The sequence below is a fragment of the Candidatus Poriferisodalis sp. genome (assembly GCF_965198245.1).
Taxonomy (GTDB): Bacteria; Actinomycetota; Acidimicrobiia; order Acidimicrobiales; family Poriferisodalaceae; genus Poriferisodalis.
In genome coordinates this window covers 1,587,153-1,608,675 of record NZ_OZ240249.1, presented here as the reverse complement: position 1 = coordinate 1,608,675, position 21,523 = coordinate 1,587,153, and the positions used below count along the sequence as shown (strand labels likewise).

At 67.2% G+C, this 21,523-nt stretch carries 14 protein-coding genes and 1 pseudogene; 6 read left to right on the top strand and 9 right to left on the bottom strand.

The window, feature by feature from the left end; genetic code table 11:
* The first annotated feature begins 17 nt into the window (after window positions 1–17).
* The 4 genes from ACOCMM_RS07400 to ACOCMM_RS07385 all read left to right on the top strand — a co-directional run bounded on the left by ACOCMM_RS07400 (window position 18) and on the right by ACOCMM_RS07385 (window position 6,342).
* Window positions 18–2,297, top strand: a complete 2,280-nt coding sequence (locus ACOCMM_RS07400) for an aconitate hydratase (protein WP_419552538.1) — start codon at window positions 18–20, stop codon at window positions 2,295–2,297.
* Between the two features lie 369 nt (window positions 2,298–2,666).
* The gene (locus ACOCMM_RS07395) at window positions 2,667–3,584 is read left to right on the top strand and encodes a LysR family transcriptional regulator (protein WP_419552537.1); all 918 of its coding nucleotides are present in this window, start codon (window positions 2,667–2,669) and stop codon (window positions 3,582–3,584) included.
* 63 nt (window positions 3,585–3,647) lie between these two features.
* Window positions 3,648–4,985, top strand: a complete 1,338-nt coding sequence (locus tag ACOCMM_RS07390; RefSeq protein ID WP_419552536.1) for an acyl-CoA carboxylase subunit beta — start codon at window positions 3,648–3,650, stop codon at window positions 4,983–4,985.
* A gap of 85 nt (window positions 4,986–5,070) precedes the next feature.
* The gene (locus ACOCMM_RS07385; RefSeq protein WP_419552535.1) at window positions 5,071–6,342 is read left to right on the top strand and encodes a citrate synthase; all 1,272 of its coding nucleotides are present in this window, start codon (window positions 5,071–5,073) and stop codon (window positions 6,340–6,342) included.
* Between the two features lie 166 nt (window positions 6,343–6,508).
* Here the strand turns inward: ACOCMM_RS07385 and ACOCMM_RS07380 are convergent, their stop codons facing one another.
* The 8 genes from ACOCMM_RS07380 to ACOCMM_RS07345 all read right to left on the bottom strand — a co-directional run bounded on the left by ACOCMM_RS07380 (window position 6,509) and on the right by ACOCMM_RS07345 (window position 19,148).
* Window positions 6,509–6,760 carry a hypothetical protein gene (locus ACOCMM_RS07380; RefSeq protein WP_419552534.1) on the bottom strand — a complete coding sequence of 84 codons (252 nt, stop codon included), beginning with the start codon at window positions 6,758–6,760 and terminating at the stop codon, window positions 6,509–6,511.
* A 17-nt stretch (window positions 6,761–6,777) separates the two neighbouring features.
* Complete coding sequence (locus tag ACOCMM_RS07375) at window positions 6,778–8,304, bottom strand: hypothetical protein (RefSeq protein ID WP_419552533.1); 1,527 nt, start codon at window positions 8,302–8,304, stop codon at window positions 6,778–6,780.
* The gene (locus ACOCMM_RS07370) at window positions 8,301–9,014 is read right to left on the bottom strand and encodes a hypothetical protein (RefSeq protein ID WP_419552532.1); all 714 of its coding nucleotides are present in this window, start codon (window positions 9,012–9,014) and stop codon (window positions 8,301–8,303) included. Before ACOCMM_RS07370 ends, ACOCMM_RS07375 begins: the two co-directional genes overlap by 4 nt.
* Before the next feature lie 254 nt (window positions 9,015–9,268).
* Window positions 9,269–10,942 (bottom strand): hypothetical protein, encoded by a 1,674-nt coding sequence (locus ACOCMM_RS07365; protein WP_419552531.1) that lies wholly within the window; start codon window positions 10,940–10,942, stop codon window positions 9,269–9,271.
* Window positions 10,867–11,472, bottom strand: a complete 606-nt coding sequence (locus ACOCMM_RS07360) for a hypothetical protein (RefSeq protein ID WP_419552530.1) — start codon at window positions 11,470–11,472, stop codon at window positions 10,867–10,869. Before ACOCMM_RS07360 ends, ACOCMM_RS07365 begins: the two co-directional genes overlap by 76 nt.
* Window positions 11,473–11,614: 142 nt before the next feature.
* Window positions 11,615–13,243: a hypothetical protein gene (locus ACOCMM_RS07355; protein ID WP_419552529.1), complete on the bottom strand. Its 1,629-nt coding sequence runs from the start codon at window positions 13,241–13,243 to the stop codon at window positions 11,615–11,617.
* Window positions 13,240–14,475: a hypothetical protein gene (locus tag ACOCMM_RS07350; protein ID WP_419552528.1), complete on the bottom strand. Its 1,236-nt coding sequence runs from the start codon at window positions 14,473–14,475 to the stop codon at window positions 13,240–13,242. The genes ACOCMM_RS07355 and ACOCMM_RS07350 overlap by 4 nt, the downstream gene beginning before the upstream one ends.
* Window positions 14,476–14,894: 419 nt before the next feature.
* On the bottom strand, window positions 14,895–19,148 hold the full coding sequence (locus tag ACOCMM_RS07345; protein WP_419552527.1) for a hypothetical protein: 4,254 nt from the start codon (window positions 19,146–19,148) through the stop codon (window positions 14,895–14,897).
* 285 nt (window positions 19,149–19,433) lie between these two features.
* Here ACOCMM_RS07345 and ACOCMM_RS07340 point away from each other — a divergent pair.
* Window positions 19,434–19,589 (top strand): annotated as a pseudogene (locus ACOCMM_RS07340) (IS982 family transposase); the annotation flags it as partial.
* Window positions 19,590–19,626: 37 nt separating this feature from the next.
* Here ACOCMM_RS07340 and ACOCMM_RS07335 read toward each other — a convergent pair.
* Window positions 19,627–20,610, bottom strand: a complete 984-nt coding sequence (locus ACOCMM_RS07335; RefSeq protein ID WP_419552526.1) for an NAD(P)H-quinone oxidoreductase — start codon at window positions 20,608–20,610, stop codon at window positions 19,627–19,629.
* 41 nt (window positions 20,611–20,651) lie between these two features.
* Here ACOCMM_RS07335 and ACOCMM_RS07330 point away from each other — a divergent pair, with 41 nt between their 5' ends.
* Window positions 20,652–21,443, top strand: coding sequence for a tyrosine-protein phosphatase (locus ACOCMM_RS07330; protein ID WP_419552525.1), 792 nt, complete (start codon window positions 20,652–20,654; stop codon window positions 21,441–21,443).
* Window positions 21,444–21,523: the final 80 nt, after the last annotated feature.

The following is a 21,523-nucleotide window of genomic DNA, read 5'->3' as shown; positions in this document are numbered from 1 at the left end:
AGAACACGGGAGGGCACATGGCGGTTCACGCGAGTACTCCGATCGAGTTGATCGAAGGGGTGTACGCCGGCCTGGCAGACGCTGTGTCATTCGGGCGTGAGCGGCTGGGCCGAGCTCTCACACTGTCAGAGAAGATCCTCATCGCGCACCTGTCGAACCGTGAGCAGTCCCTTCAGCGCGCCGTCTCCTATGTCGACCTGGCACCGGATCGCGTCGCCATGCAGGACGCCACCGCGCAGATGGCGTGGCTGCAGTTCATGACTGCGGGGCTCGACGAGGTGGCAGTTCCCACCACGACGCACTGCGACCACCTCATCCAGGCTCGCGAGGACGGCAAGCGCGACCTGCTCGCGGCCACGGAGAACAACGAAGAGGTGTACGACTTCCTCGAAAGCGTCTGCGCCCGCTACGGCGCAGGGTTCTGGAAGCCCGGCAGCGGCATCATCCACCAGGTCGTGCTGGAGCAGTACGCCTTCCCCGGCGGGATGATGGTCGGCACCGACAGCCACACCCCCAACGCGGGCGGGCTGGGCATGATCGCCGTGGGCGTCGGCGGCGCGGATGCCGTGGATGTGATGACCGGCTTTCCGTGGAACGTGCGCTGGCCCAAGGTGATCGGCGTGAAGCTCACCGGCGAGCTGTCTGGCTGGAGCGCGCCGAAAGACGTGATCTTGAAGGTGGCAGAGATCCTCACGGTGTCCGGCGGCACCGGAGCCATCGTGGAGTACTTCGGGCCCGGAGCCGAGTCGCTGAGCGCCACCGGCAAAGGGACGATCTGCAACATGGGTGCCGAGATCGGCGCCACCACGTCGCTGTTCGGCTACGACGCCGCGATGTCCCGCTACTTGGCAGCGACCGGGCGCGAGGCAGTCGCCGCAGCGGCCGATGCAGTCGCCGAGCATCTGCGCCCCGATGACGCTGCCATGGCCGATCCGGAGGCCCACTACGACCAAGTCATCGAGATTGACCTGTCCCAGCTGCGCCCCCACATCAACGGCCCTCACACGCCGGACCGCGCCCGCGAGGTGTCCGCGCTGGGCGCGGAGGCCCGCACCCAGGGCTGGCCGCTCGACATCAGCGCAGCGCTCATCGGCAGCTGCACCAACTCGAGCTACGAGGACATCACACGGGCGGCATCGATCGCCCGTGACGCTGTCGCGAAGGGCCTGCGGGCACGGACACAGCTGCTCGTGACCCCCGGTTCGGAGCAGGTGCGCGCCACCATCGAGCGTGACGGCCTGCTGGCCGACTTCGAAGCGCTGGGCGCCACCGTGCTGGCCAACGCCTGCGGACCCTGCATCGGCCAGTGGGACCGCTCCGGCGACGAGGCCTATGTCCCGGGCCAAGCCAACGTGATCGTCACCTCCTACAACCGCAATTTTCCCAAGCGCAACGACGGCGACGCCGCGACGCTTGCGTTCGTCACTTCGCCCGAGACCGTCATGGCGATGGCGTTGGCGGGAACGCTCGACTTCGACCCCGTCAACGGCGTGCTACACACCGACGCCGGCGAGCCGGTCACGCTGCCGACTCCGGTGGGCGTCGAGCTGCCGCCCGCCGGCTTCGACCCAGGCGAGAGCGGCTTTGTGGCCCCGCCCACGGATCGGGCCGGTGTGGATGTGCACGTCTCGCCGAGCTCGGATCGCCTGCAGGTGCTGGCGCGGTTCGAGGCGTGGGACGGCAACGACTACGAAGACCTGCCCGTGCTGGTCAAGGCTCAGGGCAAGTTCACCACCGACCACATCTCGATGGCCGGTCCGTGGCTTCGCTACCGGGGTCACCTCGAGAACATCTCGGGGAACCTGTACCTGGGCGCGGTGAATGCCTTTGAGGGCTACGACGTCGGCCACGGCAAGAATCAGCTGACCGGCGAGACCCAGCCCTATCCCGAGATCGCGAAGGCGTACCACGAAGCCGGCGTGAACTGGGTAGTGATCGGCGACGAGAACATGGGCGAAGGTTCGAGCCGCGAGCACGCCGCCATGGAGCCTCGCTTCCGGGGCGGCCTCGTTGCGCTGTGCCGCAGTTTCGCCCGAATCCACGAGACCAACCTGAAGAAGCAGGGCATGCTGCCGCTCACGTTCGCCGACCCGGCCGACTACGACCGGATCGCCGAGAACGACCGGATCTCGGTGCAGGGCCTTGCCGACCTGGCGCCGGGACGAACCGTCACGGTCGAAGTGCGCAAGCCGTCGGGCGAGACAATCTCATTCGAGACCAACCACACCTTCAGTGCCGAACAGGTGAAGTGGTTCAAGGCCGGCTCGGCACTCAACATCATCCGGGCCTCGCTCTAGTCGGGCTCGGCACTGGCGGCTGGGCACTGGCGGCTGGGCACTGGCGGCTGGGCACTGCTGGATCGGCACGGCTGGCGCACTTTTCGGCCACGGCGCGAGGAAGCCGGCCCGGGGGGAGGGCCGGCTTCTTCGCTGAGGTCTCTGGGCGTGGGTGACGCTTAGACCTATTGCCGGTCGGAGCCGGGGCTTCCGATCCGGCGCTCGTCCGCCTGGGTGGGGGGACACCGTGCGGCGGTGCGATATGTCGAACGGTTTGGGATAACCGCTCAAGAATAAGTTAGCTCTGGCTTTGTTATCGGGCCAGCAGTTAGCGCAGATAGTTTCGATCTCTTTGAGAGATAATCAGTCGCAGCGCGCTAGTGTGGCTGAATGGACCTGAAGTACCTCGATGCGCTGTCTGCGGTTGCTGCTCATGGCCGCTTCTCGGCAGCCGCACGAGCGCTGCACACCGTGCAGTCCAACGTGTCGAGCCATATTGCGAAACTCGAGGAAGAGCTGGGCGCGGTGCTCGTGGATCGAGCAGTGGGGTCCTTGACGCCCGAGGGCGAGGTGGTGCTGGCACGCATCAAGCGCATCAACGGCGAGATTGCCTCCATGCGGGCCGACGTGGCGTCGATGACGTCCCATGTCACCGGCGACGTCCATCTCGGCATCATCGGGACCCCCGGCCGGTGGCTGTTGCCGCCGTTTCTGGACGAGTTGCGCCGGCGCCATCCTGATGTCGACGCCACGGTGGTCGACTCCACCACGCTTGCGCTGACACGCCTGCTCGAAGGCGGCGAGCTTGACCTCGCCGTGGTGAATGCCCCGGTCGACCACGAGGAGCTGGTCACCACGCCCCTGTTCGCCGAGGAATTCGTCGTCATCGCTCCCACTGGTCACGCGCTGGCGGCGCTCGGCGACCGCGAGGTGGGCTTCGCGGAACTCGAACAGCACGAGATGCTGCTCGGTCCGCCCGGTTCTGCGATGCGCATGCTCATCGACTCGGTAGCGGCTCGGCACGGTGTCACGCTGCGAACCCTGGCGCAGCTCGACGGCATTCGGCTGACCGCCACACTGGCCTTTCAGGGCTATGGACCGGCCATCGTGCCAATCACCTCGATCCCGGTCTGGACCGACCGAGGCGACTGGAGCGTGCTCACCGTTGCAGGCCTGCCTCCCCGCCAGGTCGCGCTGGCCATCCGCCGCCGCGGCATGCTCTCGGCGCCAGCGGCTGCAGCCCGCGATGTGCTCCGCTCGGTGATGCGCAGCGTGTCCCGTCGCATCCCTGGCGTCACTGCTGCGTGAGCCCGGGGGCGTCCGGCCAGCCTGATCCACGACACAACCCGGTGGGGGCATAGCCTCACGGCAGTGGACCTGCAGCTGCGCGCCGGCGCAAGTGGACATGTCACCGCCGGCATCGTCGCCCTCGGCGGGCGTTCGGCCATGCTCATCTCCGCCGACAGTCCTCACCGGCGCGGCGCGCTCGCACCAGCCGACAGCGAGACCATCGTCGCCGGCCTTCAGACGGCGCTCGCGAAGCGCCTGCCTGTGGTCCTCATGCTGTCCTCCAGCGGGGCCGACGCGAACTACGGCGTCGCTGCGTTGCACGGCTGGGGCGAGGCCGCACGGGTCCTCGTGCGGTGCTCGGGCGTGGTCCCGATCCTGGCCGGAGTCACGGGACAGGCCATCTCGGGCATCGCGCTGCTGATCGGGCTGTCCGACATCGTCGTGATGTCCGAGGATGCGTACGCCTTTGTGAGCGGCCCCGTCCCGGTGCGCGAGATGACTGGTGTGGCGATCGGGCCTGACGAGCTGGGGGGCGCCTCGATCCATGCCAGCGCTTCGGGGACAGCATCCGCAGTCACCCCGGCCGGCGAGGTGCTCGACGTGCTGACCGAGATGCTGGGCTACCTGCCATCGCACTGCGACGAGTTGCCGCCGCTCATAGAGACCAGCGACCCGCGCGACCGGCCGACACCCGAAGCGGGCGACCTGCTGCCTTCGGTGCCGACGGGCGCCTACGACGTCCGCGACATCATCGCCGAACTCATCGACGACGGCTGCTTCGTCGAGTTGAGAGCGGCCTGGGCGCCGAACTTGGTGACGGGATTCGCTTCGATGGGTGGCTACGCCGTGGGCGTGCTGGCGAACCAGCCGATGAGCATCGCGGGAACGCTGGACATTGCCGCAAGCCAGAAGGGCGCCCGCTTCGTCAACTTCTGCGACGCCTTCGGCCTGCCGCTGATCACCTTGGTGGACACGCCGGGCTTCTACCCCGGCAAGGACCTCGAGTGGCGCGGGATGATCCGCCACGGTGCCCAGCTGGCCTTCGCCTATGCCCGGGCCACCGTGCCACGGGTCGCTGTCGTGCTGCGCAAGTCGTACGGCGGCGCATACATCGTCATGGACTCCAAGACGATGGGCAACGACGTGTACCTAGCGTGGCCGAGCGCCGAGCTTGCCGTGATGGGTGCGTCCCAAGCGGCCCAGATCCTTCGCCGCGGCGCAGATGAGGGCGAGGTCGCCGACTACGTCTCCGATTATGAGGATACGTATCTGAACCCGTATGTCGCTGCCGAGCGGGGTTACGTCGACAACGTCATCGACCCCGCAGTCACACGCCGGGAGCTCATCGACACGCTCGACATGCTGGCCACCAAGCGCGAACGGCTTCGCCATCGCCGCCACGACAACTCTCCGCTGTGAGCCTGCCGCCCGAATTCGTGCAGCCGCAACAATCGCAGAAAGACCTCCAATTGGGTACATTCGGCGACGCGAACGAGGGGGACTGATGGCAGAGGACAGCTTCACGATCACCGACAACCGCACGGGACAGTCGGTGACCGCTCCCGTGGTCGACGGCACGATCTCCGCGGCCGCGTTGCGCGAGCTGGACCGGGGTCTGTGGTTCTACGACCCGGCTTACCTCTCGACAGCCAACTGCGACTCCAAGATCACCTACATCGACGGGGATGAGGGAATCCTGCGCTACCGGGGCTACCCCATCGAGCAGCTGGCCGAGAAATCCAGCTTCCTCGAGGTTGCCTACTTGATCATTCACGGCGAGCTTCCCACCGAGGCCGAGGCAGCCGAGTGGGTCCACCACATCACGTTCCACACCTACGTGCACGAGGACATCACGCGCTTCATCAAGGGCTTCCGCTACGACGCCCACCCCATGGGCACCCTGGTGTCCACGATCGCCGCGCTGTCCACGTTCTACCCCGAGGCGAAGGACATTGACGATCCGTACACGCGGCTGGTGCAGATCATCCGGCTGATGGCCAAGATGCCGACGATGGCGGCGTTCACCTACCGCAACCGGATGGGGCTGCCGTACGAGTACCCGGTGAATCACCTGAGCTACACGGCCAACTTCCTGCGGATGATGTGGAGCGTGGCCGACCCCGACTACGAACCCGACCCGACGCTGACGCGGGCGCTGGACTTGCTGTTCATCCTGCATGCCGACCACGAGCAGAACTGCTCGACCACCACGATGCGCACGGTCGGCTCCAGCCGTGCCGATCCGTTCTCGGCGGTGGCGGCGGCCACCTGCGGCCTGTACGGACCGCTGCACGGTGGCGCAAACGAGCAGGTCATCCGGATGCTGCACGAGATCGGCGACTTCGACAACGTGCCCGCCTACGTCGAGCGGGCGAAGTCCGGCGACGTGCTGCTGCAGGGATTCGGCCACCGCGTCTACAAGAACTACGACCCGCGGGCAAAGATCATCAAGGAGACCGCCGAAGCGGTGTTCAAGGTGACCGGGCTGAATCCGCTGCTCGACATCGCCATGAAGCTCGAAGAGGTCGCGCTCAGCGACTCGTACTTCAGGGACCGCCGGCTGTACCCGAACGTCGACTTCTACTCGGGGCTCATCTATGAGGCGATGGGCTTCCCGATGGACATGTTCACGGTGCTGTTCGCTATCGGGCGGACGCCGGGGTGGTTGGCGCACTGGGTGGAGATGCTCGGCGATCCCGACCAGAAGATCTACCGGCCCCGCCAGAAGTACACGGGTCTCGGCGAGCGCGACTACGTGCCGATCGAGTCCCGCTAGCCGTCTCGCGAGATGTGCAGCGCCTGATCGGCGCTAGATGATTAGTTCCAAGGTTTTAGTGGTCGTAGGCGGTGAGTGAGCGTGCTGGTCGGGTGTGTCGGACGCTCCCTTGTCAAGCGGCGAGTGGGGTGCCGACGCGTCGAGATGCACGCCGCGTCGGCCGCGATCACCCCCGACGCCGACGTGAGGCCCCCCCCGGCAGGCTGCCGAGGGGGTCGTTGCACACATCAACCGGCTCGCCGCTGAACAGCGCAGACTCCGAGTCGGCTGCCAACGGCGCCTGGCTGCACGACACCGTGATCGTCGCCGTCGCGCCCGCCGCGACCGCGGCGGACACCGTGCGGCGGTTCCCCGTGCCTGCCACCGTGGCAGTGCCCGCTGTCGACGACGCTGAGCACCCAGCAGTGCCGGGGGTCACCTCGAACCCCGAAGCCTTCAGTCTTCGTGATTCGGAGGGTGTGCACCGCCGACCCATACTCGCGCCTGCGTCCGGCCGGGCAGGTGGAAGGCCCAGTTGACTTTGAAGGAACTCCATCGTCTCGCGTTCTCGACACGGGGAAAGGGATAGCGGGATGTCTCGATGTAGCGCGCCTGGTCGAAGCCGGGGAAGTAGTAGTGGGCATAGAGGGGAATGCGGACCACATCGACGATCGGTCCAAGCTCGCCTGCCGGGACGAGCGCGGCGTAGCCGCGCAGGTCGGGCACAGTAACGAAATGCGCGACCTCGGCGAGGCTGGGATGACTGATCTTTTGGATCATGAGTTGCGGGAACTCGTATTGGGCTCTCGCGAAGCCGTGCAGCATGACGACTTCTTCATCGGGGAGCGACTCGTACAGCTCGGCGGGATAGCCGTCGGACCGGAGCCATGCCGGCGTTAGCCGGCGCACTCCCGGCGAGCTGGCTGCGAACCAGGCGCGTGAGATGTCGATCTCGGGTGAGAACTCCGCTTTGATGCTGAACTGAGTGGGGTCTGGCTGCTCGCCGGTCCAGCCTTCGATTTCGAAGGGGGCGATCTCGCCGGGCTGGATCGACAGCGGCCAGTGCCAGGTGCCGTTGCCGATGGTGACGCTCACGCCGTACGCCCACAGCTCCCGTGACCGGTTACGCACCAGGCCGCGCACCACCCCATCGATCACCGACACCGTCCCGGATTCCACTCGCAGCTCGTCCGCGGCCTGATCGGGAACGAGCAGCACGACGTCGCTGGTGAATAGCTTGTCGATTCCCGGCGCGTTCTCGCCGCGTGGCAGGGAATGCGCAAGTCGCTCCTCGGCAGCTGTTTCGCGGCGCGCGATCGCGTCGCGTGCCTGCTCGGGCGTGTCGTACCACCTCACCGCTCCGCCGCTGCCCCACAGCGCCCAGCGCGGCTCGTACTCGCCGGGTTCGGGGTCGGGGTCCCCGCAGCCCATCAGCCCCCGCTGCTGCACCATCATCGGGATGAACTCGCGGAACAGCAGCGTCGGCGCTACATGGGGCCCGTCGAGGCGAGCCTCGGCGAGCAGGTCCTCGGTGTCGCACATGTCGAACACCCGGTTGAGCACCAGTTCGGCAGCAGGCAGGAGGTCCCGCCGAGGACCATCGCGCAGCGGGCCGAGCGGCTCGCCCTTCGCGGGGAGCACCCGCAGGTCCGCGAGATCCGCCAGCCGACCCGGATCGAATCTCGTGTGCAGGTTGCCGATCCAGAACGGATCGCTCCGGGCTACTCTCAACCCGGCCGCCGCATCGGCCGCCGACGAGGTGCCGCTCGCCGCGGCTCGCTGCGGGGTCTCCGCTACAGTCATGCCCTGAGTCGTCGTCAGGGCGGCCGGCGCCGCCGGCGATGCTGTCGCTGCGGGTGCGGTCGCCGGCCCGACAGTGACCCGCGACGGCGAGTCGGAGGCATCCACGCTGCTGCATCCCCCAGTCAGCATCACACCGGCGCACAGCGCCGCTGCGGCGAGACGGCGCCGCTCCTGGGTCATGGCGCTCGCGGCAGTTCGTCAGTGCGGTTAGTCCACCCCACGGTGTCGAGCTGGCCCAGAAAGCCGCTGCCGTTGACGCTGACCCATGCGCATCGGCGTTCGAACCGGTTGTGCTGCTGGGTGCCGCACACCTCCACGTACAGCACCAGGCCGGGCCGTCCGCTCACGGCGTAATCGGTCTGCTGCCACCCAGAGCCCGCTTCACGCGCGTGCTGACCGTCAGGGACGGCACGTATCCACGTGCTCGACGAGTCGGACAGGTTCGACGCGGGGAACACGACGAACTTCTGTTCGAGATTGTTGTCGGTGAAGGAGATGAAACCCGCAGCCAGCGGGCTGTTGCTGCGCTCGGCGTCAATATCACCGTTCGGCTCGCGGACGATGCGGCCGTCGGTGGAGAACACCTGCATCTCGCCCTCGCGGTTGCTCACGTCATAGACCTTGCAGCCCAACGGCACCCCTAATTGGCCCCAGCGGCACCGGGTGCTGATCAGCCCTCCTGAGATATCCGTGGCGTCCCCGTATCCCACCGAAGGCCCGAACGCGCTGCCCAGGTAGTCCCGGGTCGTCACATACAGCTCGTCGGTGCCGGGGTCGAAAATGTTGTCATAGGAGTTGTCCCGGCACGGGAAGGTGAACGAGCCGTCGTCCTGCTCGACTTTGCACGCCAGCCATGGACCCAATGCCGTGTCGATCGACGCATCGGACACGCCATCGGGGCACAGCGTTTTGAGCAGCTTGCACGCGACGTACCTTCCTCCCTCGTACGTGTTGGCCCGCTCGGCCCTCGAAGCCCGAGACTGACACCACCGGCAGCGTCGCGAACACGTCGTCGATACAATCCGCGTGGCCGTCATGAGAACACGACACCGTCACATCCGCATACGACTCCACAGCTACACCCAGGCTGGCGACTCGCTCACCAGAACCCACACCAGCCGACACCATTGGCATTCCAGCAGCGTCACTCAAGAGCAGGCGCGGTGTCCGCACCGCCGGCCCACTTGTACCCGGGCGCGCCGACGACCACGAACCCGAAGTACCTGTACCTATTGGAGTCCAGCACGACCCGCTTCACGACATAGGGCGTGGGGTCGATATAGGGCGTGGGGTCGATGGTGCCTTCGGGGTGATAGACATGGCTACGGATGGGCGTGAGCTTGCCTACTTCGGCGACGGTGCCGTCGAGGTCGAACCTGGCGGTGTAGACGCGGGGCTCGAACTCGATTAGGGGCAGCTCGATCGGCGGTTCTCCTTCTGCTGCCCAGTCCGGGTCGATCCGGGCGAAGGACGGATGGGAGTTGAAACGGTGGGGGAATGCCTGCCCGACACCGGAGTAGGCCACCACTGCGGTGCCTGCAGGCAGACCGTCGATGACCTCGCGGGGCAGGTATTCGCGGAATTCGTCCGAGGTCAATCCGGCGTCGTACTCGACGAATGACAGGTAGCGGGACCGGTCGACGTCAGGCGACATCTGGGCCGCCACCGCATAATGGACAAGCAGCGGATCGTTGACGCCCATCCACTTCTCGATCTCGAACGGTGCGGCCTCGCCTGGCTGCATCGACAGCGGCCACTCCCACGTCCGTTCTCCGGCGGTGACGGTGACCCGGTACGCCCACAGGTCCCGTGACCAGTTGCGCACCAGCCCGCGCAGCACCCCGTCGCGGACGCTCAGCGAGCCAGCCAGCACCCGCACCTCGTCTAACGGGTCATCGGCGCTGGAGTATTCGATCGCGAGCCAGCGCCGCGAGTGCATCGAGCATGGCACACGCGAGCACAGGTTCAGGCCCAGCGGCTCAGCTCCCGGCGGCAGCGTGTGCGAGTTGCGGTGCGGCAGCCGCCGCTCGTGGCGCTCCCTGTATGCCTCGGCCTCCTCTCGAGTGTCGAAGCCCCGGTTGACATAGAGGTATCTGCCCCGCTCGTAGCCGTGGATCAGCGGGCCCCTGACGCCGTCTCCGTCGCAGTCCAGCTCATCCTGATATTCCTGAATTTCGCCGACCATGCGGGGCTCCAGCCGCCACCGCCCGCCGTAGGTCTTCTTAGAGGCTGCGTCTTCGAGATCGCACATGTCATAGACCGGGCGGCGCTCCACGCTGTTCAGGTCGCGGTCGAAAGGGCCGCGCCACAGCGCTCCTGGGACGTCCAGGGGACTGGCACCGATGCGTGTTCCGTCGCGCTGCGCTGGTCTCAGCGGTTCTGGTGCGGGCAGCGGCCGAAACTGCGAGCCCGCGAAGCGGCTCGCCTCGGCCCAGCCGGTTTCCTCGACCCATCCGGCGGGCCCGGACCCGCCGGAAATCGACACAGTCTGCGATGGCACCGCGGGAACGGTCTCGGCCGGGGCGGTGAGGACCGTCGAGTCGCCGGCGTCCACTGCGTCGGCTGCGGCCTTTGGCCCAGCAGTGGCGGGCTGGCTGGTCGACGGAGGCAGCGCCGTCGTGGCTGGCAGCGGCGCTGGATCCTCGTTGCCGGTGCATCCCCACAGCACCCCGCCCGCTGCCAGCACCGCCAGCGCCGCCAGCCTGAGGCGCATCCGCATGCGCGCAGCCTTCGCCATCATGGTCATCTTCTCGCGGCGGCGATCCACGACGCGAAGCTTCCCGCTTGCGTCGAGCCGTCCGCTGTCACGCTCACCCACGAACACTGCGCAGGCGCGAACAGCGCGCCCACCCGGCATAGCCTCAGCCGCAAGTCCTTGCCCTTGTAGTCGTCGGTGTGCCAAGACGGGTCCGCGACGGTGCCCGCATGAGTGCGGACCAACACGTCGTCGGGCACGGTCTTTACCGGCGTCGATGAGTGCCCGTCCAGCAGCGACGCAGGGAACACCGCGAACCGGACGCTGTCGTCGGTGAACGAGATGAACGGCGCCGCGTAGGGGCTGCTCGAATTCGTTGCCGGACCCGGTCGACGCTGCACGTCACCGCCCAACGGCGCGTAGTCGTGCACCGACCCCTCCGGGTTGTCGGTGTCGTAGAAATAGCACTTCCCATCGAGCTCCTCGTACTCGCTTGTCGCCGAGTCGTCTGGATCGAACCCGTGGTCGATGTCCTCGGTGACGCTGCCGACGTACCACTTGCACTCGAACAGCTCCGCCCCGCCGGTGAGACTCGTGTGGCGGAAGTTGTCGCGCACAGTGACGAACAGGTCGTCGCGGGTCCCGCTGTTCATCCAGATGTTCTCCTTCGACCTGAGGCACTGGCTCTTCGTGGTGGTGCGGCCGCTGCTCGGTTGGCAAGCCTTCCACGTGCCCTCGAGCCAGTACTCGAAGCTGCCTCTGCGCTGGTTGCCATGGGTGAGGCCGCAGGACTCCTCAAGCAGCCTCTCGGCGACCCGTCGCCCGCCGAACCCGGTGTCCGCGCGCTGGCCGTGGTTCAGATCGGGCGAGTTGAACTTGTCGATCTGCCACATCCCCACACCGGGATGCCAGAACGCACGCGAAGGCGCCGTGAACCGGTCGTCGTAGGAATAGGAGGCGGTTATTGTCCTCGGTCGCTGGATCCTGCAGCGCAGTCCAAGAGTGGTCCTTGCGGGACAGGGTCATCAGCGACCGCGCCGGGAACCGCATGTTGGCCCGCTCGCGGTGTCCGCTGATCGTCGTGTACTGGGAATTCGGGTTCTCCCAGAATCCGATCGCGAGCATCAATGCCGCTAGCTCGTGCACCCCCATCGACGATCCCGGTGGGCAGGGCTGCCCGCGACGGGCGTCGATCGCGGCCTGGGCGGCATCGACTGTGCCCAGCAGCGCGCCCACCGTCACCTCGAACGGACCGTCGTAGAACGCATAGGTGTCTGTCGCCTGGTTGTAGACGGGCTCCTCGTCGACGTCGTCCAGTCTTGGGTCCGGATCGCTCGAGGGCACGACGCACAGAACTTCGTTGATCGGGCTCTGCACCTTGCCGGTCGGGCATGAGCTTGTGACAGTTGCCGGGAACGTTCTCGTCGTGCCGGCCTGGTGGGAGCTGCGTGCTGTCGCGCCCCGCGCAGCGCCTGCTGTGCCGCTTCTCGGTGCCGTTGAGGAGTTCATGTGAACTGACACGGCGTGGCTGCGCGCCCGGTCGGGGGCCACCATCATGCTGTGGCTGCCGCCGCTGCCAGAAGAAGCCACCGCCAGCTCCTGCGACTCCGCCGCGATGCGCGCGTTGGTGGGCCAGTAGTTGAAGTTGACGGTGGTCTGCTCATCGACGGTGGCGTCGATTTGTTGTGGGAGTCCGTGGATGGGCACGGTGACTGTCAAGGTGTAGTCGCCGGTGCTGGCGACCCCGGTGTGCGTCGCGGCGGTGGTCTCGATGGCATAGTCGCCGGCTTCGAGATACTTGTCGTGGATCTGGGCTGCGGTGGCGGTGCCGTTGTTGTCGTCGTGGTGCAGGACCGCGCCGGTGTTCTGGTGTCCCGACAGGAGCAGCAGGTAGGGGTCCAGTGGGCTGCTGTTGGCTTTGGCGAGGTCGATGTCGATCCATGCGGGCGCGTCGAGGGTGAAGGTGTGCCAGCGCGCAGACGGCCGGCTGGTTTGGCTGCCGCGATGGGTCGAGGTGCATCCCTGCACGGCGGCGACGGTCCCGGCGGCGGTGTGTCGGCCTGCTGCGAGGGTGCCCAGATGGTCGGTGCATGCCGCGCCGGCGCCCCCGACAGCGACCGCGGTGAGGGTGTAGTCGCCGGTGCGGCGGCTGCCGTAGGTGGTGGCCTCGATGGTGTAGTCCCCCGGCGCGAGCTCCACGCCCGACAGCCGCGAGTTGTAGCGGTGAGTGCCGTGCCCGGAGCCGACATCGTCGTTGCGGCCCAACACGGCGCCCGTCCCGTCGCCGCTGCGGCCCTCCAGCAGCAACAGATAGGTGTCGAGCCGGCTGGTGTTGGTCGCTGCGGACGCCAGATCGATCTGCACCCGCAACGGGGACGACACCGTGAAGCCATGACGACGCGCGTAACGGCTCGACGAACTCAAGATTCGGATCCCCTCTGCGAACGATGAGCGCCGCCGATCCACAGCATCATCCCTGAGTCGGCGTGGGAAAGGGGGTTGTCTGCGCGACCGAATAGCCCCTGCGAATCGTGCTCGTCGCCTGTCGAGTACATGGCGGGATCGCCCGGGAGCACAATATTCGGCCATCCATCGTGATTGAAGTCGTATGTGTCTACAGATCTCCGGTCGTCGCCGATGCCATCGAGATACATGATCGGCGGGTACCAGAACGGTCGCAGCGGCTCGATGTCGGTGATCCTCCCTTGGCTGTCGAAGCGTGCTCGCCAAGCGCTCATCTCGAATTGGGATAGGTCGGACGCGGCGTTCCCAGCTGACCGATGAGAGTCCGGCTCGGAGTCCAAGGACTCGCGCGATTCTGCTGACGCATACAGGGCGGGCCGAACTACGTACAGCGGCAGGTAGTCGATGCCGGCGGGGAAGGTTTCGACCAGTTCCGGAGGCAAGTACTCGAAATTGATTGACTCGAGGAGTACGACGAAGTCGCCGCCTACGATCTCGAAACTGCGTGAGAGGTCGACATCGGGGGACATCTCGGCGGACACCTCGTAGCGGGCCAATTGGGGATCGACTGGGCCGTTCCAATTCTTGAACTCGAACGGGGCCGTCTCCCCGGGCTGGATCGACAGCGGCCAACGCCAGACGTGGTCCGCGGTGGTCACGGTCACGTTGAACGCGAACAGTCGCGGAGACCAGTTGCGCACGAGACCCCTCAGCACACCGTCACGCACGCTGAGCGATCCGGGCAGCACGACGACCTCGTCCACGGGTATAGCCGCATCGGAATACTCAATTGAGTAGCGCTGCGGAACTCTGGGAATGCCGCTGTGAAACGGGCCGAAGACCTCAATGAGCTGTCCGAGCCGGTGCGCGTCAGGCGGCGGGTGATTGCTGAACTGCCACTCGTAGGCCGCGTCGGCGCGCCGCAGGTACGCTTCGGCCTCCTCGCGGGTTTCGAAATAACCGCGGTCGTCGTAGCTGTATGCCACGAAGCGTGCCGTCGTGATCGGGTCGTAGAGCCCGGTGCCGTCACAGCCCAGCCATTGTCGTTCGCGTTGTGCTTCGAGCATCGCATCGGGGCTGATCACCGAGCTCCCGTGCGACGCCCACCGGATCGCCTCGTCCAGCACGCACAGGTCCAACAACTCGCCTCTCAGCCAGTAATCGACCTCGTAGAAGCTCCCTCCCTCCCACAATGCTCCGGGGGAGTCAGTCTCTGCTGCGCCGAATCTGGTTCCTGATGTTTGCCCCGGCGAGAGCGGCTGCGCTGCGGGTCTCGGCGTCCAATGCGATTGGGACCAGCGCGGCTGTGATTCAGGGCCGTCGGCGATGTCAAACCACCGCGGGACAAGTTTCAGCGTGGGCCTCGTGAGCAGCTCAGGCTCGCCCGGCGTCAGCGGCCCCACTCGGATAACCCGAAGTCCCGCCTGTGTGGTTGCGGTGGGTTCAGTTTGGGGCGCGACGCTCCTCTGTAGAGACGTCACCGCGGCGAGTCTGGAACTGTTCGGGGGGGACTCGGCCCGGCCACCATCCCATGAGCATCCTCCCAGCCACAATGCGGCGACGAGGCCCCCCAAGACCATCCTTCGGCCCGCACACGTATCCCGCCGAGCGCTCATCGGTGTTGCGCCCTGATACGGGCAATCCAGTCGACGAATCTGTTCGGTTCGGAACCGGCAGCGTTGACGTCCAACCAGGCACAATCTGGCGCGAACGACGCGACTGCACCCCTGCAGAGGTGCACCTCCACGCGCCAGCCGTTATAGGTATCGGTCTGCCACGACGGGTTCAGGTCAGTACCCGAATAGACGCGGACGGCGGCACTCGGTGCCGGCACAGTCTTGATCAACGTAGAGGTATGCCCGTCCATGAACGACTGGGGGAACACCGCGAACCGCACCATTCTCCCATCTTCGAACTCGTTGGTGAACGACACGAATGGCACCGCATAAGGGCTGTCTTTGGCCTTCCAGTCCTCGTCGGCACCCTTGCTCGTGTGACCCGACTTCGGCTCATGGTCCGCCGCGAAGCCCTCAGGATTGTCAGTGTCGTAGAAGTAGCAGCCGTCCTCGATGTTGTCGATTGCGGCGTCATCGCGCAATCGGCACGGCAAGCTCGGGTACACGCCGCCGGTTCGGCTGGTGTGGAACCGGTTCTCCGGCGTGACCCGCACATACAGATCCTCACGGCTCGATGTCGACCAGCTCGCCATGTACAACCCATTCTTGGAATTCAGGCACTGGCTCCTTGCCGCACGCCGTTCCGCATCGGTATCGCCGGGCTTGCAACCGCCCCATGTGCCCTCCAACCACCATTCGAAATCGCTCTCGGACAGCGCACACGACTGCTCCAACAGCGTCTTGGCGACCCGTTCACCGCCGCCGGCCGTATCCGCACGCTGACCATGGTTCAAGTCGTGCGAGCCGAACTTGTCGATCTGCCACATCCCCACACCGGGATGCCAGAACGCACGCGATGGGGCAGCAGTCAGGCTGTTGAACGAATACAGGCGCGTGTTGTCCTCGCCGGAACCGACGGGAGTCCATTCGTGGTCTCTGCGGGACAGCGTCATCAGCGACCGTGCGGGGAACCGCTGATTCTCGTAGTCGACGATCTCCCCGTCGCGGACGACATCCTGCCAGTTGTTCGGGTTCTCCCAGTAACCGATCGCAAGCATCAGCGCGGTGAGCTCGAGCACCGCCATCCCGCACCCCGAGCCGCGCCTATCAATCGCTCTCTGCGCGGCGTCGCGTGTGCCGAGAAGCGCTCCCGGCGTCACGTAGTACGGACCCTGATAGAGCGATCTGTTCTCCTGATCGGGCTGCTGGTCTAGATGCTGCGGAAGCGCCTCCTGTGACGGCGTCACGCACAGCACCTGGTTGATCGGGCTCTGCACCTTGCCGGTCGGGCATGAGCTTGTGACAGTTGCCGGGAACGTTCTCGTCGTGCCGGCCTGGTGGGAGCTGCGTGCTGTCGCGCCCCGCGCAGCGCCTGCTGTGCCGCTTCTCGGTGCCGTTGAGGAGTTCATGTGAACTGACACGGTGTGGCTGCGCGCCCGGTCGGGGGCCACCATCATGCTGTGGCTGCCGCCGCTGCCAGAAGACGCCACCGCCAGCTCCTGCGACTCCGCCGCGATGCGCGCGTTGGTGGGCCAGTAGTTGAAGTTGACGGTGGTCTGCTGGTCGACGGTGGCGTCGATTTGTTGTGGGAGTCCGTGGATGGGCACGGTGACGGTCAAGGTGTAGTCGCCGGTGCTGGCGACCCCGATGTGCGTCGCGGCGGTGGTCTCGATGGTGTAGGTGCCGGCTTGGAGGTAGCGGCCGTGGATCTGGGCTGCGGTGGCGGTGCCGCTGTTGTTGTCCTGCTCGAGCACGGTGCCGGTGCTGGCGTGCCCCAACAGCAGCAGCAGATAGGGGTCCAGTGGGCTGCTGCTGTTGGCTTTGGCGAGGTCGATGTCGACCCATGCGGGCGCGTCGAGGGTGAAGGTGTGCCAGCGCGCGGATGGCCGGCTGGTTCCGCTGCCGCGATGCGAAGAAGTGCATCCTTGCACGACCGCGACGGTCCCGGTGCGCACATACCGGCCCGCCGCCAAGGTGCCCAGATCGTCGGTGCATGCCGCGCCCGCGCCCCCAACAGCGACCACGGTCAGGTCGTAGTCGCCGGTGGTGCGGGCGGGGTTGTTGGTGCTGTGGGCGTGGTAGGTGGTGGCTTCGATGGTGTAGCTGCCGGGTCGGAGGAACACGTCGACCAGGCGGCTGTCGCGCCAGTGCAGGCCGTGGGCGGCGGCGTTTTGGGCGTCGTCGTTGTGGGTGATGTAGGTGCCGGTGCCGTCGGGTGTGTGGCCTCGCAGGAGTACCAGGTAGGTGTCGATGCGCTGGGTGTTCGTCGCTGCTGACTCGAGGGTGATGGTGACCCAGCCCGGGCTGTTGAGGGTGAAGGTGTGCCGGCGGGCCTGATAGGTGCTGGTGGCGGTCTTTCGGGGGTGGCGGGTCGAGGTGCAGCCGTCCGTGGCGGCGAGGGTGCCCGTTGTCGGCGGGGTGGCTGCGGTGAGTGCGCCCAGGGGTGTGTCGCAGTCGTCGCTGTTCGCGGGCGTTGTGGTGGCGGTCGGCGGGGTCGGTGTGGCGGCGGGCGGCGTGGTGTCGGTGTCGGTGTCTGTGTCGGTGTTTGTGGGTGCGGGGTGGGCGGTGAATCGTGTGGCGGCGAGGTCGCGGTTGGTGCGGTGGTTGCAGATGACGATGACCCATACGGTGGTGCCGGCGGCCACGTCGAGGGTGACGGTGCGCGATGTGCCTGTGGCGGGTGCGACCTGGGGGGTGCCTGGGGTGGCTTGGGCGCTGCATCGCGCTGCGGCGGGGGTGACACCGAACGTGTCGGTGACCTCGGCGCTGGTCGAGTCTGTGTCGGGGGTCGCAGAGGCGTGGTCGAGGCCGTCGATCTCGACGTCGGGGACGGGCGCGGCGTCGGCGGTGAACCGGGCGTCGGCGCTGGCGGTGCTGGTGCTTGTCATGCAGGTCACCGTGACCGTCACGGTGGTGCCCGCGGCCACGGTGTGGGTCACGGTGCGCGATGTGCCTGCGGCGGGTGCGACCGCGGCGCCTGGGGGCGTCGCAGAACAGGCGGCGCCGGCGGGCGTGACACCGAAGGTGTCGGACGCCGCTGCGGTGGCGGCGCCCGCGGCGGGGGTCGCCGACGCGTCGGCGAGGCCGCTGATGACCACATCTGGGGGCGGGTCGGGGGCGTCTGCGATGGTGAGGGTCATGGTGAACGCGCCGTCCTGGCGGGGCGCCGCGGTGGTCGCCTCGACGGTGTAGCCGGCTGCGGCGAGGGTGACCGCTGACAGCAGCGCGTCGCCGCTGTGGGCGCCTGAGTTGTTGTCGTGGCGCGACAAGCTGCGGTCCGCGTTGGTGAGGTACACATAGGCGTCGGTGGACGAGGACACCCCCACCGTCGCGGTCGCCGCGCCGGCGACGGAGAACGTGTACCGCACCGCCCGGTAGGGCACCTGCGCGGAGCCCCGGTTGTCCGAGGTGCACCCCGCGGCCCATGTCCCGCTGCGGGTCACCGTGCCCGCCCCCAGCGCCCCCAGCGCCACCGAGCACCCCCCGCCGCCGCCGTCGTCGTCTGCGTCGTCGGGGCACGGGTTCGCCTCGTGGGTGCCGTCGTCACGGTGGGTGCGGCAGTCGCCGTTCGCCTCGGTGTGGTCCAGATGGCACCACGAGCCGCTGTAGGTGTGCTCGTGGCGTCCCGACACGCACGCGTCGTCGTCATCGTCGTCGTCTGCGCTGTCGTCGGGGCACGGGTTGGCCTCGTGGGTGCCGTTAGCGCGGTGGGTGCGGCAGTCGCCGTTCGCGGCGGTGTGATCGGGATGGCACCACGAGCCGCTGTAGGTGTGGCGGTGACGGTCCGACACGCACGCATCGCTGCCGCTGCTGGCGCCGCCGCAGCTTCGCGCGCGGGTGTAGCGGTCGTGGTAATAGTGGTCGCCGTCGCCGCAATGGCTGCGATCGGCGTGATTCGCGTGCCAGTAGCCGTGCGGCGCAGAATGCTGCCCGCTGCGGTCGATCGGGGTCAGGCTCTCAGGATCCGACACTCCCCCATTCGACGGCGGCGCCGTCGTCGGCGTCGTCGGCGTCGTGGACCGCACCCCGCAGAAATGGCCGTGGCCGCTGTTCGCGCCCTCCGCCTCGCCGTAGCTGAACGCACCCGACCCGTAGCGATCCACGCAGTCATGGGCCTGCGCCGACGATCCCCCCAACACGCCCTCCGCCAGCCACCACGCCCCCACCAGCACACCCCCGGCCAGCACAAGACGCACCCACAGCCGCCACCCCTCGCCCCGCCGCGGCGCATCCGACCCCGACACACCCATGAGCACAGCACATCAGACAATGAGACACATTGCAACACGGACCCCCGAGCCCAGGGCTCCCACAAGCCCACCAACAGCCCCGCCCACACGAGCACCCCCGCCGCAGCGACACAGCACACACCGCACCGCAATGGCAGCCCGCCGCCGCCGCTGCCGCGAGCCCCTGCCGCCTCCACAGCGCGCGCACCTCCGATGCGACGCGGGCTGGACCGTCACAGTGCGGTCCGTGCTGTTCCTGCCGCCTCCACAGCGCGCGCACCTCCGATGCGACCCCTGCGCCATCGTCTCGAATGCGGCCGCAGCCGCGACACCGCCAAGCGCTCCGATCTCGCGGGATGGGCACAATACGGTTACTGCCGGTCCCGCTAGCGCCGTTCCCGGGGGCTGCGACTGCACCTGCTCGCCACCCCCGCAGAACTTCCGGCCGCGATCGCGCTCACTCGTCGCCTACGACCACCAACCCCTTGGAAACAACCATCTAGCTCACATCCAGCAGGATCTTGCCCACGTTTGCGTTGGTTGCCATGTAGTTGTGCGCCTCGGCGATGTCGTCGAGGGCAAAGCGAGAGTCGATGACCGGCCGCAGCGAGCCGTCGTCGAATCGGGGCAGCAGCTCGGCGCAGAACCGCTGGTTGGCATCGATCTTCTGCTCGATGGGCCGTGAGCGCAGCACGGTGCCGATGAGCGCTGCCCGCTTCGGCAGGAGCGCGCCAAGCGGGAACGTGGCCATCGGCGCACCCATGACGCCGACCTGGATGATGCGTCCCTGGATGCGCACCGACGCGATGTTGCGGGCCAGATAGTCGCCGCCGATGACGTCGAGGACGACGTCGACGCCACGGCCGCCGGTCCACTCCTTGACCGCCTCGGCAAAGTCGGCCCCGGTGTAGTCGACGACGAGATCCGCTCCGAGGTCGGTGCACGCCGCCACCTTGGAGGTCGAGCAGGTGACCGCGATGCGGGCGCCGATGGCCTTGGCAATCTGGATGGCAGCGGTGCCCACGCCCGACGCTCCGGCGTGCACCAGCGCCGTGCCGCCCGAGGCCAGCCCGCCCTGAGTCATCAGCGCATCGTGCGCCGTCATGAACACCTCCGGGATAGCGGCGGCATCGCGCAGCGTCACCGAGGCGGGGATGCGTTGCAGCATGCGCTCATGGGTCACGACCTGCTCGGCTTTGGCGCCACCGGAGGTGATTCCCATGACCTCGTCGCCGACGGACCACCCGGTGACGAGCCCGCCCAGCGCCGCGATGGTCCCGGCGAACTCCAGGCCCGGAATCTCGATGTCGGGCTTGCGACCCGGAGCGGGGTAGAGGCCCATCCGTTGGAGGAGGTCGGCCCGGTTCATGGCCGTACAGGCCACGTCCACCAGCACTTCGTCGGGTCCGGGCACCGGCGCGGGCACGTCTCGCACCTCGAGCACATCGACACCGCCGTATTCGGGAATCACCACTGCACGCATGAGCGGCGACGGTAGCCCGCCGGTCGTTAGCCTGCGAGCCCGTGCGTACCGATGCCGTCGTAGTGCTGGAGGGTGCGAGGAACTGCCGCGATGTGGGCGGCTATCCCGCGGCGAGCAGTCGACGGGTGCGGACGGGGGCGCTGTTCCGATCTGATCGGCTGAGCGCGCTGACCGACGACGATCTCTCCGAGCTGGGCAGCCGCGGCATCCGCACGGTGGTGGATTTCCGTGCGGGACCGGAGATTGAGCGGGACCGCTCCCGTTTGTGGCCCGGCGTGACCTCGCACATTTCCCTGCCGGTCGGCGACACGGTGGACGGCGACATCAGCATGGTGGATCAGATCCTCGAAGGCCGGCTGCGGTCGGTCTCGGAGGGCGACATGGCCGAGCTGTATCTGAAGATGATCGGCGCCTACGGCGAGCGGTTCGCTCAGTTCGTGACGATTGCGGCCGACGTGGACCATCTGCCGATGCTGTTCCACTGCACCGCCGGCAAGGACCGCAGCGGCATCGCATCGGCGCTGCTGCTGGAAGCGCTCGGCGTGAACCGTGACGTCGTGCTCGACGACTACTGCCTGTCCAACGAGCTGCGGTCTCACCAGCGCATCAAGGAGCTGGCGCCGCAGTTCGCGCAGATCGGCATCCCGATCGACAACGTGCGGGCGATTCTCAGTGCCCCTCGTGGGGTGTTGACGTCAGTACTGGCAGAGCTCGACGATCGGTTCGGGCGTGCGGGAAGCAACGGCACGCATGCAGGCGCCGAGGGATATCTGCTGGCCCACGGTCTCGACCCCGCAGCACTCGAGATGCTGCGAGCGAACCTTCTGATCTGAGGCGACCAATCGGTGCCCTGACCCTGAGGGTCGAGGCCATCTACTGTCACGACAATGGACTACCGCTGGCCCTCGGAGCT